The following is a 15,702-nucleotide window of genomic DNA, read 5'->3' on the forward strand; positions in this document are numbered from 1 at the left end:
TCCGGCTCAGTTGTCCAGCGCCTGCTGCACGGACGCCTGTGCGGCGGCGAGCAGCTCGGCGGGGTCACCGCCGGCAAGTGCCTTCTGGGTGGCCTCGTCCACGGCGGTCAGCACATCGGTGCTGTTCACGACGCCTGGCAGGAGCGCCCGGCTGGTGTCGGAGAATTCGGTGAGGGCGGCGACGGTGGCGTTCGCGCTGACGTCTTCCGCGGTCACGTCGGTGCGCAGCGCCGGCCAGCCGGAACCGAGCGACCATGCTGTGGCCACATCCTTCTTGTTGAAGTAAGCCAGGAAGTCCTGCGCGGCGGCTTGTTCGGCGTCCGTCGCCTGAGCGGTGACGGCCATCGAGACGCCAATCGCCGACGCGGCCTGAGCGTCGGGGCCGGCCGGAATGGCCGCGATGCCGTAGTTGATGCCGGCGTCGGTGGCGAGACCCGTCATCCAGGGGCCGCCGATGTGCATGACAGCCTTGCCCGAGGTGAAGAGGGCGTCGGCGTCGATGCCGTCCAGACCGGTGGGGGAGATCAAATCCTGCTGCACGGCGTCGGCCCAGTAGGTGAGGGTGTCGATGTTGGCGGCCGAGTCCACGGTGGCCTTGGTGCCGTCTTCGTTCGTGATCGAGCCGCCGCCGCCCTCGAAGAGGCTCGCCCAGACGCCGTTGCCGACGGTGCCGTGGTCGGGCAGCGCCATGCCGTACTGTTCGGGCGTGCCGTCGCCATCCGCGTCGATGGTGGTGGCCTTCGCGGCGGCGACCCAGTCGTCCCAGGTGGCCGGGAAGGTCGTGACCCCGGCGGCGGCCAGCTTGTCTTTGTCGTAGAAGACCGACAGCGGCACGAAACCGGTCGGCACGCCGTACTTGGAACCCTCGACGGTCTCCATCGCCACGGCCTCGGTGTTCAGCTCGGCGGTGTTGCTCGTGTCATCCGCGTAGAAGTCATCTAGGTTGACGAGCGCCTTCTTCGACGCGTAGACCGGTAGACGCTCGGCGGGCATCGCGACGATCTGGGGGCCTTCTCCGGAGGACAGCGCCGTGAGGAGGGTGTCGTCGATGACGGCCCAGGTTTTGGTCTGGGTGGTGACCACCACGTCGTCCTGCGATGCGTTGAAGTCCTCCACGATGCCGTTGAGCACATCGCCGTCGGCCTCGGTGTAGCCGTGCCAGAAGGTCAGGGCGACGGGCCCCTCGCTAGCGGCGGGGGTGGCGGCGGCGCAGCCGGACAGACCGGAAACGACGACGGCGGAAGCCGCAAAGGCGGCCAACAGCTTCTTCACTGGGTACCTGCAATCTGCTTCCCACAACGCTGTCGGGAAGCCACTAGAAATGGGTTTCGACGTAATTTACATCGATGTAAATTTGAAGGTACGGCATGATTTGAGCGCTGTCAACACCGCGGTGCCAAACGGGCGCATCGGCCGGCTTAGTCGTGGAGCAGGGGCTCCATGGCCGCGGGGACGGGCTTCGCGGAGGGGCTAACCGTAGACGCGCGCACCTCGAGCGAGTAGCCGACCTCCACGTGCACCGATTCCGCAGCGTCTCTGCCGGCCTCGATGCGCGCGAGCACCCGGTCAACGGCCAGGCGGGCCAGTTCCTCGCGGCCGGGGGAGATGGTGGTGAGTGCCGGGCTGGAAAAACGCGCGTCTTCGATGTCGTCGAAGCCCACTACGGCGACGTCCTCGGGAACGCGCAGGCCGGCAAGCTGCAATGCGCTCAGGGCGCCGAGGGCGAGGGCGTCGTTGAAACAGACAACCCCGTCGAAATCCGTGCCGGCGGACAGTAATTGCGTGACGGCGGCCGCGCCATCGGCGCGGTGCCAGAGCGGCACCTCGGCGACCAGTTCGGGCGAGATCTCGAGGCCCCGAGCGGTGAGTGCCTCCGCATAACCGTTGAACCGGAGGGCGCTGGTGCCGACCGGCCCTTCCGGATGCGCGCCGACGACGGCGATGCGCCGGCGCCCCAGGTCGAGCAGGTGCTCGGTGGCGGTCCGGATCGCGGCCGTGTTCGGCAGGGTGATGTGGTCAGCAGGGCTGCCCTCGACCCAGTCGCCCAAAACGACCACGGGGAAGTCCACCGACAGGCCGCTGACGTCGCCGGGGCCCAGCGCGATAGGGCTAAAGATAAGGCCGTCGATGGCGTGGCGGCGCATGGCGGCGACCGTGGCGATCTCGTCGTTGTCGGTGCTGGTCTGCTCGATCAGCACGGTGTAGTCGTGCGCCTTCGCGGCCCGGATGACGGCATCCGCAAGTTCGGCGAAGTAAGCCTGGCTGAGTTCGGGAACGGCGAGCCCGATTACCTTGGTGCGCCCCGACCGAAGGTTGCGGGCGGAGATGTTGATCTCGTAGTCCAGCTCCGTCACGGCGCTCATGACCCTGTCGTGCATGCGCGTGCTGACGTGCTCGTAGCCCGAGAGAACGTTGGAGACGGTCTTGACCGAGACCCCAGCGAGGCGGGCGACATCCTGCATCGTCGCGGGCGAACCGTTGCCTCTCACCGTTGATCCCCTTCCCCACAGGCGCCGTATGGCGGATACCTTCTCGACGGTACCTCACGCGCACTGCGCCGTGCGCACCCACATCGCCTTCTACATGGCGACGCTCGCGGCCTACGCGCGTATCAGGGCGCGTAGAAGAACGAGACGACGCCGCCGATCATCAGCAATCCGAACGCGATCACTCCGATGAGCTCCCCCGCGCCGAGGCCCATCCTCAGCCGCCGGCCGGGCTTGGCCACCCACCGCGAACCTGCCGCGGGGGGGGGCTTCACGCCGCGAGCGATCAGACCGGCGGCGTTCGCGGCAACAGCATCGGCACTGGCTGCGACCCGCGGCACCGACGGCAGCCGGTCATCCCGCCAGCGCTCCCACCGGCCGATCTTGTCGCTCAGAGCGCTGCCAGTCGTGCAACCTCGGGAAGAGCAACAGATACGTCGGTTGAAACGGCGCATGACCCTTGGCGACTTGACGGGCATAGCCACGCACCAGCGACTCCTACACAGAGGCCTTCCACCAGTCGGGGTCGTCATCGTCTCTCGCTTCACCGACCGCCACCTCAGTGACTTTGGTGGCTAAATCTGCCCAGGCAGTCGACCCCTTAGTCAGCTTCCGAACCCTGCCTATGCCTATGCTCTGTAGTCCGATCGCCGCGAGTGCGCTTCGCGGCACGATATGGAACTCCCATTGGGACACATCGAGCGGATTGTACTCAGCGTGAGTCGTGGCGGTTTGCACGCAGAAGACATAGACCATGGCGTTGTACCTCTTGCCCAATGGGTCCTCCCCACCCATGAGGGCTCGAGGGTGGTAGCGAGTGCCCCGCAGCCCGGAGAACGACAATCTGCTAACTCTTGGTTGCTCCCAGGCCTGCAGGAAAGCGGATGACTTGACCTCGATTGTGATGTCGCCAAAGAGAAGATCGAAAGAGTCCCACTCGATCCGGATAAGCGGTTCAATCCCGAGCGCCTTGCCTACCAGGAATTCAGCGAGATACCCACGCGCGTTATTCATTCGAAGGTCGCCCAAAGCGAACTGCCAAAAGTCTTGAACTCGGGCGTCGCCGGGCATCCCAACGAATGGGTCCGTGCTAATGAGTGGTTCTGCAGCGGGTGGAACCAGCCATTCGATCTCGTCGGTCATGTCCGGAGCCTAGTGCCGGAGCGCGATCCAGACTCTTACGGTCCCCGTCGAGTCATCGTTGACTTAACAGACCGCCTATGTCCCAACTGCTAGGTTGGCCGAATGGTCGATCAGACAATCCGGCAGGAGATCGCAGCTTTCGTAGCGGAGCGCGATTGGGCACAATTTCACACTCCTGAGAACCTCGCAAAGAGCATCTCGATTGAGGCAAGCGAGCTTCTCGAGTGCTTCCAATGGAACGCCGATGCTGACATGGACCGGGTGCGCGAAGAACTCGCTGACGTTCTCACCTACTGCATCATGCTCGCCGACCGCATCGGCGCGGACCCCGATCAGATCGTTCGCGACAAGCTTGTGACCACGAGAGCGAAATACCCTGCCGACAAGGCCCGGGGGCGCAGCACCAAATATGACGCGCTTTAAGATCGAGCATCTAAACTTCACTCAAACCGCCATCTCGACGTGGGCCCCGGGCGACCACCGCAACACAAACTGGCCAGTTGTTTACGTCCTGGATGATGCCAGTGGCAGCCGCCCAACAACGCGGGGCGGGCGACTAAACGACGTCTACGTAGGCGAGTCCAGAAACGCCGTGGCGCGGATGCGCCAGCATCTGGTCGCCCCGGACAAGAGACACCTAAACACTGTCAGGGTCATCGTTGACCAGTCCTTCAACAAGTCGGTCTGCCTCGACCTCGAGTCGTATCTCATCCGGATGCTTGCGGGCGACGGCTCGTACCGCGTCTTGAATCGGAACGATGGAATCACCGAATCGGATTACTTCGATCGAGACCGCTATCAAGCCTCATTTCTGGAAGTTTTCGATCAGCTCAGGCGAGATGGGGTCTTCACTCGGAGTATCCCGGAGATAGAAAACAGCGATCTCTTCAAGCTGTCGCCGTTCAAGGCACTGACCTTGGACCAGGCAGTCGCGGTTGAGGGCATCCTCGAGGGCCTGTTCGAGGACCTGGGTTCTGGAGCTAAGAGCACGACAGTCGTGCAGGGTGAACCCGGCACTGGTAAGACCGTTGTCGCCATTTACATGCTGAAGCTGCTCGTGGACATTGCAAATTCTGTTCCGACTGAAGACCTTGATAGTGACTCCCTCTTCTCCGAGTTCTTCGGCGGTGAGTACAAGAAACGCCTTTCCGGAATCCGAATCGGCCTAGTGGTTCCCCAACAGTCGCTGCGGAACTCGATCAAGAAGGTGTTCAAGAAGACGCCGGGATTAAGGCCCAACATGGTGATGACAGCTTTCGAGGTTGGGGAGTCTGACGAGTACTTTGACCTGCTGATTGTCGACGAATCGCATCGTCTGAATCAGCGAGCCAATCAACCTTCAGGCGTGCAGAACAAGAAGTTCCAGGTGATCACCGAGAAGCTGTTCGGCACCGATGACACAACGAAGACTCAGCTCGATTGGATCCGGGCCAAGAGCACACACCAGATCCTCCTGCTTGACGCCGCACAGAGCGTTCGGCCCGCGGACCTTCCTCCCGAAGTCCTCTCGCAGCTCGTGGAGAGTGCCCGCGCTGCCAATCGCAACTATCCGCTCGCTACCCAAATGCGGGTACGCGCCGGCGCGGACTACGTCGGGTACGTCCGACGGATGCTCAGCCCAAACGTCGGGGGAGTTTCGCTGCCAATGCGCCCTGAGGCATTTGAAGGATACGACCTTCGCCTGTTCGACAGCGTCGCCGACATGCACGCCGAAATCCGTCGCCTGGATGCTGAGGTCGGCCTATCGAGACTGCTGGCCGGATTCGCTTGGGCTTGGACGACTAAGACTGACAAATCCGCCTATGACATCGAGCTTCCGGGCGTTCAGCTTCGCTGGAACGGCACGCAGACTGACTGGATCGCCTCTTCGACCTCGCTTGAGGAGGTCGGGTCTATCCACACCGTGCAGGGGTACGACCTCAACTACGCCGGAGTCATTATCGGCCCCGACCTGAGCTACGACGCCGGCGCTGGGCGCCTTGTCGTCGATCGGTCACAGTACTTCGACAAAAAGGGCAAGGAAAACAACGCGGTCCTTGGCAAGGTCTATACCGACGAAGACCTTTTGCGTTTCATCACCAATATCTACGCTGTCCTGCTGACGCGCGGTATCCGGGGCACCTTTATCTACGTGTGCGATCCAGCTCTTCGTGTGCACTTGCAGCAGTTCATACCGTTCAGCTAGAAATAGCTCCGATGCAGCCGCCACTGGGTGAGAAAAGGAGGCCGATTAGGAGAAGCAGTTGATTTGATTCTCGATGTTGACATGTTCAAGCACAAGGTCGGCTAAGGAGCGCCGTCGTGGAGGTCTTCCCGGGGCTGCGGAAACACCCCGGCCGGACTTCACTCCGAACCCGGCAGGGAACTCTGCGGCCCTAGGCGAACGGGTGTCAGGTCCATCGGAATCTCCTTTTCCGGCCCGGCGACCATTCGCGCGTAGGCGTCGACGACCTGGTCCAGCACCGGGTTCTGTTCCAAGCGTCGGCGCACGTTGGCCCAATCGGGGTTTTCGCGTGACGCACGGTCACCACGAAGCCCGGCCCGATGAGCACGTTTACCTCGCCTGGACCGAAGACCTCGCGGGAGAAGGCCAGGCAGTTCTGTCCCGACCATCCATCGCAATGGCACCACGATGGTCGAAATTGTGTCAGTCCATTAGCAATCCTCTAACCTCGGTGGCCTGTGCAGTGACGTTCAAGTTGTGGCGGGCTAGACGTCTTCCGGGAAGCAATCCAGGAGCTGCCGGGCGATCGCCGCGCCGAGTGGTATCGGGACGGCATTGCCGATCTGACGGGCGATGGCCGATTTTGACCCCACGAACTTGTGCTGCGGCGGAAAGCCTTGGAGCACTGCAGCCTCGTAATGCGTGATCGCCCGCATCGCTGTGGGGTGCAAGTAGCGTCCCTTCTCCGGCTTGAAGAACTCTGTCCGGATGGTGACGGAGGGCCTGTCCCAATGAAGGCGCCCCATGACGTCGCCCGAGCCGGTTTTGTGTTTCACCCAGCACGGTGCCTGCAATGGCACGGGCAGTTGGAATCGGTTCCCCCCAGGCCCGATGGCTGCGAAACGATCGAGTGAGAGTTGGGAATAATTGCGTCCGAAATGAAGCTCATTTGCTGTGAACGGGCCCTTGAGGGTGTCGCCGTTCAATACGACCTGTCGGTCCTTCGGAAGGTCGAAGGCCGCCGCCGCCGAAGGTATTCCCTCGAATGCTTGACGAACGGTTTTGTGCGCAGCTAGGAGGGTCGGTTGTGCATGATGGGTGGGTATCGGGAACCCTGGAAACTTCAGATCGCGGCGATACCCGATTACGACTGCCCGTTTGCGCGCCTGGAACGCACCGAAGTCAGCGGCGTTGAGAATGGCATCCTCGAAGGCATAGTCTTCGATCAATCCCCCCCGCTGGGTGGATTCAACGAAATCCTGAAACTGCCGCGACTTCCTGAAGGCTGCAACATTCTCGACGACAAAGTACTTTGGCTGCGCCATCACGATCGTTTTCGCATACTGCTGCCAGAGCGAATTGCGGTCATCCTCGGCGTCCTGCTTGCCAAGTGTGGAGAACCCTTGACAGGGAGGTCCTCCGACAATGACGTCAACGTGAGGGACCACTTCATGTTCAAGCCAATTCTGAATGGATCCCGCGTAGACAAGGTCTCTTCCGAACGATTCGCCGTACGAGGCTGCAGCCGCAGTGTCCATTTCTACGGCGCGCACGGTCTTGAAACGGTCGGACGCTTCATGGAAGCCGGCGGTGAGTCCGCCTGCTCCGGCGAATAGATCTAGGACAGAGATGGTATTCATACTGAGTTGATCCTAGCCGGCACCGCAGACATTCCTTGCCTGGATGAATCGGTCAAGCCTGAAGCCAACGCTCTCATCGTCTCTTGGCCCCAGTTCGGGATTCACGGCCCATAGGGTGATGCGCAGGTGAACCCGCATGTTAGTAATGATCTAGGAAGCTATTGCATGTGGGGGAAACAATGGATCTCTATCCAGTCTTTGCCGGTTGGGCCAAAAAACATGGATTAGAGAACGCGTTTTCTCGCTTTGAGTCCTCATTGGGATCGGAGGAGGCAGGGGCTTACCGCGATCTCTTCAAGCACGATCTTGCCAAAGTCCAGGCGGGTGGACCACCAGTGATCGCCGCTGGAAAGCCCGGCTGGTACAGCGGCCCCGGTGAGGACGATCTATTTTGGCCGCCGCTTCGGGAGAGTTTCACTTCGATGAACTGGCCTGCAGACCGAGTGGACTCACTAGACACAGCGTCAAGCACTGTCGTCGCTCATACTCCAAGGCCGGACAAATCGGCCTTCGATTCGAGGGGCCTTGTTGTCGGATTCGTGCAGAGTGGAAAGACGACGAACTTCCTCTCTGTCATTGCGAAACTAGCTGACGAAGACTACAGAATGGTGATTGTCCTCTCTGGGATTCACAATGGCCTGCGTAAGCAGACGCAAAGACGTCTGGATGAACAGCTGAAAAAGCTGAATCCAGATAAGTGGTGGCCGCTGACTGGAGAGCTGAGCGACTTCCACATCCCAGATGCTTCACCTTCCGCACCTCTGCTCTCGGACAAGTGTGTTTTGGCGGTAGTTAAGAAGAACGCGACCGTCTTGGAACGGCTCATAGAGTGGCTAGCCAAGCCCGATGGTCAAAAAGCCCTGCGCACCGCGCGAGTGCTCGTCATTGATGACGAGGCTGATCAAGCGTCAGTCGCTACCGGCAGAATCAACCCTCTAATCCGCAAGCTGCTCAATCTCATGCCGCGAAGTACTTACGTTGGTTATACGGCTACCCCGTTCGCCAACGTGTTCATCGATCCATCAGCCAACGATGACCTCTACCCGAGGGACTTTATTCTGAATTTGCCCCGGCCAGATGGCTATTTCGGCCCGGAGATGATCTTCGGGCGGGACCTGGCGGAGGGTGAGGATGCTGGACTTGCACCTGACGGCTATGACATGGTGCGAATCGTCCCGAACGAAGACATTCCGCTGCTTAGGCCAATGGGTAAAGTGCTGGCTGGATCATTCTCACCAACAATGACCAAAGAACTGACGGATGCAGTTCGATGGTTCTGGGTCTCAACTGCCGCTAGACGCGCGCGAGGAGACAACGGGCACAGCACAATGCTCGTACACACCTCGGTGAAGAATGATGTCCACGTTTCGTACCGCGAGCCGTTGCTGAAGCTGCGGGAGCAAGCGCTGGCCGATTTCGACGGGTTCGACCCGGCGAAGCTCGCAGCTTGGAGAGCCTTTTGGGACGCAGAGTCCGCTCGCGTTCCTGCAGTGGACTGGGATCGAACACAGAATACTTTCGACGAGATCCTTCCGTACCTCCGGCAGACAATCGATAGCACCCGTGTCGTCCTCGATAACTATCGGAGCACGGATCGGCTCGTTTACAGCGATGATGAGCCGACCGTCGCCATTGCCGTGGGAGGAAACACTCTTTCGCGAGGGCTCACTTTAGAAGGGCTTGTCGTCAGCTTTTTCGTTCGCGCCGCAACTGCCTACGACACTCTGCTCCAGATGGGCCGCTGGTTCGGGTTTCGCGGTGGTTACGAAGACCTTCCGAGAATCTGGATGACGAAAGCGCTCCAAGGCGCATTTCGTCATTTGGCAATGGTTGAGCATGAGATGCGAGCCGATATCGATTATTACCAGCAGCAAAACCTGACCCCGCTGGATGTTGGCGTTCGGATCCGTACCCATCCTTCTCTCCGGATTACGGCAAAAATGGGTGCGGCTCGTCCCACATTCGTTTCATACGCAGGACGCAGATTGCAGACGCGGTATTTCCAGTCGAACGACATCGGTTGGCTCGAAGACAATCTGGACGCCGCGCGTGATCTTGTACAAACTGCCCTGGCTACAGGTGATAGGGAAAGCGCTGATTCCTATGAGCTTCTGCGAAACGTCCCTGTTCGGCCAATCCTGCAGTTCCTAAGCCAGTACACGGTCCACGGCGACTCGCCTGACCTTGACAGCAATCTGATGACAAAGTACATCGAGCGCCAAATTGGTGAATCGCCTTCGTCGCTGCATACCTGGTCTGTAGCGGTGATGAGTGGTAGCGAGTCGACAATTGACCTGGGTGGCCTTTCAGTGAAAACTTTGATTCGGTCGAAGCTAAATGACAATAACCCTGACCGCGCGGACATCAAGACTCTCATGAGCAAGCAAGATCGTGCTCTGGACCTCGACCTATCGGTGGCCGAGGCCAAGTCCGCGCCGGAAGGCAAACTCGTCACGCTCCGGAACGCGGACAAGGTCCATCATGATCAGGGACTCATTGTGATATACCCGATCAATTCGGTGAGCGAACCCGTCAGGGACCAGCCGACAGATGGCGTTGTGCGGCGCGTTGCTCTTGATGCCGCGACAACGGTGATTGGTTTTGGCATCGTCTTCCCGGGCAATGCGCAGTTGAAGAACCAAATCACCGGCTCACATGTGGCGGTTGACCTCTCTGACGTCGAGAAGGAGGACCTTGAGGAGGCTCTGGACCATGACACCGAGGATGACGCCGAATGAGCGTGGCGACAAGCCAGGACCTGTCACGGGCGTGGGCGGTGCTCGACTTGCCTCTACACAAGCCAATCGCCGCCTACCCGCTTGCTGTTCTGGTAATTGGTCGGGCGTGCCGAGTGGCTCTTGATTCGGCGGGCGTTCGGCACCTGATGATCCCGGTCTCGGACGGTGCTGTTGTCGTCCAAAACACCGCGTCAGTTCTAGGAACTAAAGCGACGACACTTGTATTTGAAAGAGGTCGGCCAGAATCCTTCGTGGACGTCTTCTGTGCTGATCCTGACTTGAACCGCGAGTTCGATGAGGTCATTCTCGATGTACTCGATGACGTCGCAACAGCGACCGAGCCGGGAGTCGCGACGATTGCGTGCATTTCGCGCTGGAGAAAACTGTTCCGGGCGAGACTGCTCAATGCTCTTTCTTATCGCCAACAGTTGGGACTCTTTGCTGAACTTACAGTCCTGTGCGGCTTGCTCGAGCTCCATCCCGAAGTTGCTTCCAAATGGTGGCGTGGGCCGCTAAAGGAGACGCACGACTTCGAAGCGCCGGCACGCTGCTTTGAGGTTAAAGCGGTAGGTAGGGAAAGCGACACGATCACAATCCATGGAATCAAGCAGATGGAAGGCCACGGGCATCAGCCCCTCGACCTCCTCGTTTTCACCATCATTGCGGATCCAGATGGATCATCCCTTCAGGACCTCACGCTCGACGCGAAAAGACTATCGAATTCAGACAGCCATCTCGCAGATTTGCTCGTGCGCGCTGGCCTCCGCCAATACGAAGAGAATCAGTTCAGTACTGACAGATTCACCATCGCCAAGATGAACCATGTGCCAATCATCGCTGATGTGCCCCGGCTAACTGAGTTAGACCTCATCGGATCCGAATTGCCAGCGGGTGTGTCCGCAGTGAATTACAAAGTTGGGCTTCATTCGCTCACGCCGCACGATAGCGGCAAGGACCTACGTTCTGTCCTCAGCGACGTGTGCTCGTGACGGTCGGGTGGTGGTCCCAAGCGTATGCGGCGGAAGGTTCTGTAGCGGCAGAGGGAATCGCTAAACAACTGGGCCGACCCTCTCTTGATGAACTGACTGTCATGGTCCGGGAGGCCGCCCAGAACAGTTGGGACGCTCGCGGGAGCGCATCCCAGATTGACTTCACCATTCGCATATCGACCGTCGGCGAAAATACTGCTGCATGGAAATCGCTCCTGCTCCCCTCGTCCGAAGGGCGGAGCATGCCTGACTTGTCGAGATCCGTTGAAGCGGCGTCGACCATTCTGACCATCTCGGATCGAGGCACTGTGGGCCTTCGAGGTCCGCTTAGAGCAGGTCAAAGGCCGAAGGTGAACGAGCGCAACGACTTCGTTCAGTTTCTTAGGAACGTGGGGGAGCCGAGCGACACGGTTTTGGGCGGCGGCACGTATGGATTCGGAAAAGGGATCTTTTACCGGTTGAGCGAATCTTCGACAATTTTCGTGGATAGCTATCTCGGCGGGAATGACGAGGAGTCACGCCGGCTCATGGGCGCCTGCCTCGGTAGCAGCTATTACGACTCGCAGGATCGCCGTTTCACTGGTCGTCACTGGTGGGGATCAATAGCCGACGACGGCATCCCCGACCCGTTGCTCGGGACCGATGCCGAGACGGTAGCCTCACGTCTGGGGATGCCCGGATTTCATGATGGTCGAACCGGGACAGATATTGTCGTGCTCTCGCCCGACCTGGGCTTTCAAGGCGATGGAACGAGAGTGCGTCCGCGCACTCCCGCCGAGGCCGCAGAGTTCATTGCCTCGTCTATCCTGTGGAACCTCTGGCCTAAGTTCTCAGACAACGAAGATGCCCAGAAAATGAATTTCGCAGTGTTGGTAGATGATGTTCCGATGGAGCTGCCGAACCCGCGGGATGTTAGAGGACTTACTCCGTTCGTTGAGGCGCTCGATATCGTGCGTTCAGGTGCTTCGAGTACCTACACACGTACCGTGACGCCCAAAGTTGGGGGCAGCTTAGGAATTGTGCAAGTAGCGGCCAAAGACTACTCAGAGAATTCTGGACTTGCGCGCCCCTTCGACGGTCCGAGTAGGCATGTCGCGCGGATGAGATGGACCGAGTTGGTTGTCGACTATCTCGAGGGACCAGAACATCCTGACAACCTCTTGGCTTATGCAGGTGTGTTCAGGGCCTCCACGGACGCGGACGCCCATTTCGCGTTGGCGGAACCTCCGACGCACGACGATTGGGTCGAAAAGGGCCTGTCCGGCGTAGACCGTGGGGTCGTTTCTGGTGCCCGCCAGTTCACGCTGAAATCTGTGAACGATGTGCTGGGAATCGGCGTCAACGTTACCGGTGAGAGCGGAGAGGGCCTGGGCGCGTTAGCGGCGAGACTCTCATCTTTGGTTCCAACGGTCAGCTCGGTTGGAGCAAGCAGTACTAAGTCAGGCGGACGTGCCGGCGGCGGAAGTCATGGTCAGTCCGCGCAGCCTCGAGTGATCCAACCGCCAGCCATCGTTCTCCTCGACGGCGAGCCGTATCTTGTCGCGAGAGTGCGACTCCCGGCGTCAGAGAAGGCACAAACCCTGGTCGCAAGTGTCGTAGTTGTCGTCGATGGCGGTGCAAAAGAGACGGAACCGCCACGAGGCGCCGAAGTCCCGGTCGTGTTGGAATGGCAGCCGCTCGACGGCAGTGAGAAATCACTGGGAGCGACGCTAGTTTCGCGCGGTGGGCGCGAGGAAGAGTGGTGGGTGGTCGTGTCGTATGTTCCAGATGCTCTCGTGCGCTTCCAAGTTCGATTGGACGGGGCATGACCAGAGATGTGCTCCCATACCTCCTGCCTCAAGAAGGTGCCGTAGAGTTTCGCGGGTGGCTTCTGGAGGGCCTTGAGGGACCGACCACACTGCCCGAGGTGATCGAGTGGTGGGATCCTGACACCGACATTTCCATGTCGAGAACCGTCTCGGTTGACATGGAGAAGGTCTTGGCCGGGACCGGTCTCACCGAGGACGCGGAGATGTCAATTACTGTCTCGTGGACATCCTCGTCCACCGGTATGACGTCGGCGGCTTGGAGCAAGAGGGTTCAATCCGGCGGGCTGCATCGGGTCGACCTCGTCCTGCCATCCAAGCAGATTGGCGGCGTGCTTTCGATTAGGTCAACACTTGCACTTACAAAGCCCATGTCGGTAGCTCGGCGCGGGGTCGCGGGAGTCGTCGGTTCGATTCTTGCCGAGGACCTGTGGCGCGTGAGCCTTGAGGGCACGGCGGCACGGTTTCCAATTGCAATGACTGATTTTGCCGGGACCAACTATGGGACTGAGTCCAGCTGGGCGTTGCAGACATCCCTCGAGCTGGACGCCCCCTTCATGGGCTCCTATCTCCTCATGGTCAATAAGAGAGACACCGAACTGGCGAAAGCAATAGGCCGAGGCGGCAAGGCGCCGAGAGACGTTTTCTTGATCGACCAGTTAGAGCTTGAAGTGGCGACTTTGTTCATCGAACTCGGTCTGGAACGTCGAGAGGAACTGGAGTTCGTGGAGAATTGGCCCCCGGAGTCGGTGGGCGAGGTGCTCTCGCGGTGGCTGAAGTCGCCTGGTGCATCTAACCTTCATCCGCCCACGGACGCAGGCGAGCTCTCGGAATACCGGTCGAGAATTACAAGTGTCGCCCGCGAGGCCGGGTTCGGGCGGTTGTTGCGATGAGCGTTCTTTATCCCCGGTTGCCATTGGCAGTGGCGAAGCCACTTTTCCTGGCCCTACACGCGGACAGCCCGCTCGAGCAGCAGTCCGTGCATCCGGAACAGGTCTACGCGCCAGTAGGAGGTGGCCGCGCAACAGAAGCGTCCATCGACCGTCTCATTCATCTGATGACTGGGGTTGCCAAGAAGTTCGGCTATCCACTGGCTGCAAGCGATTCCAACCGCATCGCCTTCGATAGAGAGGCAGCTTTCGTTCTCCACGATGAATTGGATTTCACCTGGGCTGAAGCTGGCTCGCGCGATGTGTGGAATTTCTTATCCCTTGTTGTTCTCCCTTCAGTCACCGCTTGGAGATTTGGTCTGGGGAACCAGGAGAGGTGGGTTGCGTCAGATCTCACCCGACATACATGGGCCCGACTTTGGTGGCAGGCAGTCGTGTTCCAGGATGATCCTGAACTACTTCAACAGCTTTCCGAAAGCGACTTGAACCAGCTCATTGAACGGCGCTCGATTGGAGGGGACCCGCGGCTAGTCCGAGCCCTTGGGCAAGCGGTAGTGGTGGCAACACCAGGAGGGGGCGGGGACCGGCGACCCCTTATTCGCGATGTGACCGCACGTCTAAGGAGAAGGCTTGGATTCGTGGATACTCGAGCGCTTTCAGACGATCAGGTGAGCCAGATGTGTACTTCTGCGGTTCAGGAAAGCCAGCAATTTCGCGACGTCTGACTAACGGGTTCGACCACAAAGATCGACGATGGAACGCATGGCCCAGTATCGAACGTCGCTTTGTCCTTGCCTCAGGTGCGCAATTCCACACCGGCCGTCGTTCACCTATCCTTAAACAATGGCGTCAAGTTCGTGGGCCTCGTCAGGGTCGGTTCGAAAGTCTATGGTTGCGAATCGGGGCACGGACACGGGCCCTGAGCTTGCAATCCGCAGAATTCTTCACCGGAGAGGAATGCGGTTTCGCGTGAATATGCGGCCGATACCGAATTTGCGACGTACCGGTGACATCGTATTTACCCGATGGAAAGTCGCTGTGTACATAGATGGCTGCTTCTGGCACGGTTGCCCGGTTCACTATGTCCCCCCGAAGACAAATGCCCACTATTGGGCACCCAAGATTCGTCGGAACGTGGAGCGCGACGCTGAGACGAACGAGACTATGAGGCTCGCTGGCTGGACGACCATGCGGTTCTGGAGCCATCAGTCACCGGCCGAAGTGGCTCAGGAAATCTGCGTGGCAATCGGGAGCCGCCGACAAGGCGTCCACGGGAGGCTGGAACCAGACAAGGTGAACCTGCCTCGGTAGGAAGACAAAATGAACTGCCCTTGCCTGACTTTGAATGCAAGCGGACAGCGATGGTAAGGGCGTCGGTCGCGACCTCCCGATAGAACGTCGACGACCCGAGCGCTACCGGTCCCCGGTCTCAAGCCATATCAGTCTGACTTCTGGTCGGACGAACTCGCTTATCGAACCTCCGGGTCGCTGAATTGCAACGCTCCCCGACACCAGCGCCCTTGCAGGCCGCGGGACGAACCTCCTCGGCAAGATGGCTTCTCAAACAAGCCTTGTCCCTCGTCCACGTTGCAATGAAGCGAGGGCGCTCACCGCAACCGCACATACGGTCGCCGCTGAAAGAGTCAGATACCGCACCATAACACTGGAAAGAACAGGTGGTGGGTGTGCGCGGCCCGTACCCGGATTGGGGGTGAGAACTGGCCTTGGCGCCAGCGCCGCACTGACACGCTTAATAAGAATCACTAACTTGGGGGGAAATCGATGGGAAGTAAGAGCGGAGTAGCGCCGCCATTTATTGCGAGTATCACTGGTGTTCTCTTTCCGGG

Annotated in this window: 13 protein-coding genes; 8 read left to right on the top strand and 5 right to left on the bottom strand. The window is 59.6% G+C overall.

Features of this window, described 5'->3' with window-relative positions; translation table 11 throughout:
- Nucleotides 1-6: 6 nt before the first annotated feature.
- From E3O57_RS14610 to E3O57_RS14620, 4 genes are all read right to left on the bottom strand, one after another.
- Nucleotides 7-1,272: an ABC transporter substrate-binding protein gene (locus E3O57_RS14610; RefSeq protein WP_103478658.1), complete on the bottom strand. Its 1,266-nt coding sequence runs from the start codon at nt 1,270-1,272 to the stop codon at nt 7-9.
- Nucleotides 1,273-1,418: 146 nt separating this feature from the next.
- A complete protein-coding gene (locus E3O57_RS14615) occupies nt 1,419-2,489 on the bottom strand; it encodes a LacI family DNA-binding transcriptional regulator (protein ID WP_241990436.1) in 1,071 nt (356 codons plus the stop codon).
- 122 nt (nt 2,490-2,611) lie between these two features.
- Nucleotides 2,612-2,761, bottom strand: a complete 150-nt coding sequence (locus E3O57_RS18760) for a hypothetical protein (protein WP_165787864.1) — start codon at nt 2,759-2,761, stop codon at nt 2,612-2,614.
- Between the two features lie 223 nt (nt 2,762-2,984).
- Nucleotides 2,985-3,629 (bottom strand): hypothetical protein, encoded by a 645-nt coding sequence (locus E3O57_RS14620; protein ID WP_103478661.1) that lies wholly within the window; start codon nt 3,627-3,629, stop codon nt 2,985-2,987.
- A gap of 102 nt (nt 3,630-3,731) precedes the next feature.
- Here E3O57_RS14620 and E3O57_RS14625 point away from each other — a divergent pair, with 102 nt between their 5' ends.
- Both E3O57_RS14625 and E3O57_RS14630 read left to right on the top strand, forming a co-directional pair.
- Nucleotides 3,732-4,052: a nucleotide pyrophosphohydrolase gene (locus E3O57_RS14625; RefSeq protein ID WP_103461730.1), complete on the top strand. Its 321-nt coding sequence runs from the start codon at nt 3,732-3,734 to the stop codon at nt 4,050-4,052.
- Nucleotides 4,039-5,814 carry a DUF2075 domain-containing protein gene (locus E3O57_RS14630; protein ID WP_103478662.1) on the top strand — a complete coding sequence of 592 codons (1,776 nt, stop codon included), beginning with the start codon at nt 4,039-4,041 and terminating at the stop codon, nt 5,812-5,814. Before E3O57_RS14625 ends, E3O57_RS14630 begins: the two co-directional genes overlap by 14 nt.
- A 524-nt stretch (nt 5,815-6,338) precedes the next feature.
- Here E3O57_RS14630 and E3O57_RS14635 read toward each other — a convergent pair.
- Entirely contained in the window at nt 6,339-7,433 is a 1,095-nt protein-coding gene (locus tag E3O57_RS14635) for a DNA cytosine methyltransferase (RefSeq protein WP_103478663.1), read from the bottom strand.
- 179 nt (nt 7,434-7,612) lie between these two features.
- On the opposite strand from E3O57_RS14635, the gene E3O57_RS14640 reads away from it, so the two are divergent.
- The 6 genes from E3O57_RS14640 (at nt 7,613) to E3O57_RS14665 (ending at nt 15,166) form a co-directional block, all read left to right on the top strand.
- Nucleotides 7,613-10,171 carry a Z1 domain-containing protein gene (locus E3O57_RS14640; protein ID WP_133159702.1) on the top strand — a complete coding sequence of 853 codons (2,559 nt, stop codon included), beginning with the start codon at nt 7,613-7,615 and terminating at the stop codon, nt 10,169-10,171.
- Nucleotides 10,168-11,160: a PD-(D/E)XK motif protein gene (locus tag E3O57_RS14645; protein WP_103478665.1), complete on the top strand. Its 993-nt coding sequence runs from the start codon at nt 10,168-10,170 to the stop codon at nt 11,158-11,160. Before E3O57_RS14640 ends, E3O57_RS14645 begins: the two co-directional genes overlap by 4 nt.
- A 350-nt stretch (nt 11,161-11,510) precedes the next feature.
- Nucleotides 11,511-12,968, top strand: coding sequence for a hypothetical protein (locus tag E3O57_RS14650; protein WP_133159703.1), 1,458 nt, complete (start codon nt 11,511-11,513; stop codon nt 12,966-12,968).
- A complete protein-coding gene (locus tag E3O57_RS14655; RefSeq protein ID WP_103478666.1) occupies nt 12,965-13,858 on the top strand; it encodes a hypothetical protein in 894 nt (297 codons plus the stop codon). The genes E3O57_RS14650 and E3O57_RS14655 overlap by 4 nt, the downstream gene beginning before the upstream one ends.
- Complete coding sequence (locus tag E3O57_RS14660; RefSeq protein WP_133159704.1) at nt 13,855-14,580, top strand: DUF6339 family protein; 726 nt, start codon at nt 13,855-13,857, stop codon at nt 14,578-14,580. The genes E3O57_RS14655 and E3O57_RS14660 overlap by 4 nt, the downstream gene beginning before the upstream one ends.
- Before the next feature lie 163 nt (nt 14,581-14,743).
- Nucleotides 14,744-15,166 (top strand): very short patch repair endonuclease, encoded by a 423-nt coding sequence (locus E3O57_RS14665; RefSeq protein WP_241990437.1) that lies wholly within the window; start codon nt 14,744-14,746, stop codon nt 15,164-15,166.
- The last annotated feature ends 536 nt before the right edge of the window (nt 15,167-15,702 follow it).

The sequence above is a fragment of the Cryobacterium sp. TMN-39-2 genome (genome assembly GCF_004402745.1).
In the GTDB taxonomy this organism is placed as follows: Bacteria; Actinomycetota; Actinomycetes; order Actinomycetales; family Microbacteriaceae; genus Cryobacterium; species Cryobacterium zongtaii.

What these genes read in the sequence shown, in the direction of transcription:
- E3O57_RS14625 (WP_103461730.1), top strand. Translation starts at nt 3,732, where the DNA reads ATGGTCGATCAGACAATCCGGCAGGAGATCGCAGCTTTCGTAGCGGAG.
- E3O57_RS14620 (WP_103478661.1), bottom strand. Translation starts at nt 3,629, where the DNA reads ATGACCGACGAGATCGAATGGCTGGTTCCACCCGCTGCAGAACCACTC.
- E3O57_RS14660 (WP_133159704.1), top strand. Translation starts at nt 13,855, where the DNA reads ATGAGCGTTCTTTATCCCCGGTTGCCATTGGCAGTGGCGAAGCCACTT.
- E3O57_RS14655 (WP_103478666.1), top strand. Translation starts at nt 12,965, where the DNA reads ATGACCAGAGATGTGCTCCCATACCTCCTGCCTCAAGAAGGTGCCGTA.
- E3O57_RS14640 (WP_133159702.1), top strand. Translation starts at nt 7,613, where the DNA reads ATGGATCTCTATCCAGTCTTTGCCGGTTGGGCCAAAAAACATGGATTA.
- E3O57_RS14645 (WP_103478665.1), top strand. Translation starts at nt 10,168, where the DNA reads ATGAGCGTGGCGACAAGCCAGGACCTGTCACGGGCGTGGGCGGTGCTC.
- E3O57_RS14630 (WP_103478662.1), top strand. Translation starts at nt 4,039, where the DNA reads ATGACGCGCTTTAAGATCGAGCATCTAAACTTCACTCAAACCGCCATC.
- E3O57_RS14635 (WP_103478663.1), bottom strand. Translation starts at nt 7,433, where the DNA reads ATGAATACCATCTCTGTCCTAGATCTATTCGCCGGAGCAGGCGGACTC.
- E3O57_RS14665 (WP_241990437.1), top strand. Translation starts at nt 14,744, where the DNA reads ATGGTTGCGAATCGGGGCACGGACACGGGCCCTGAGCTTGCAATCCGC.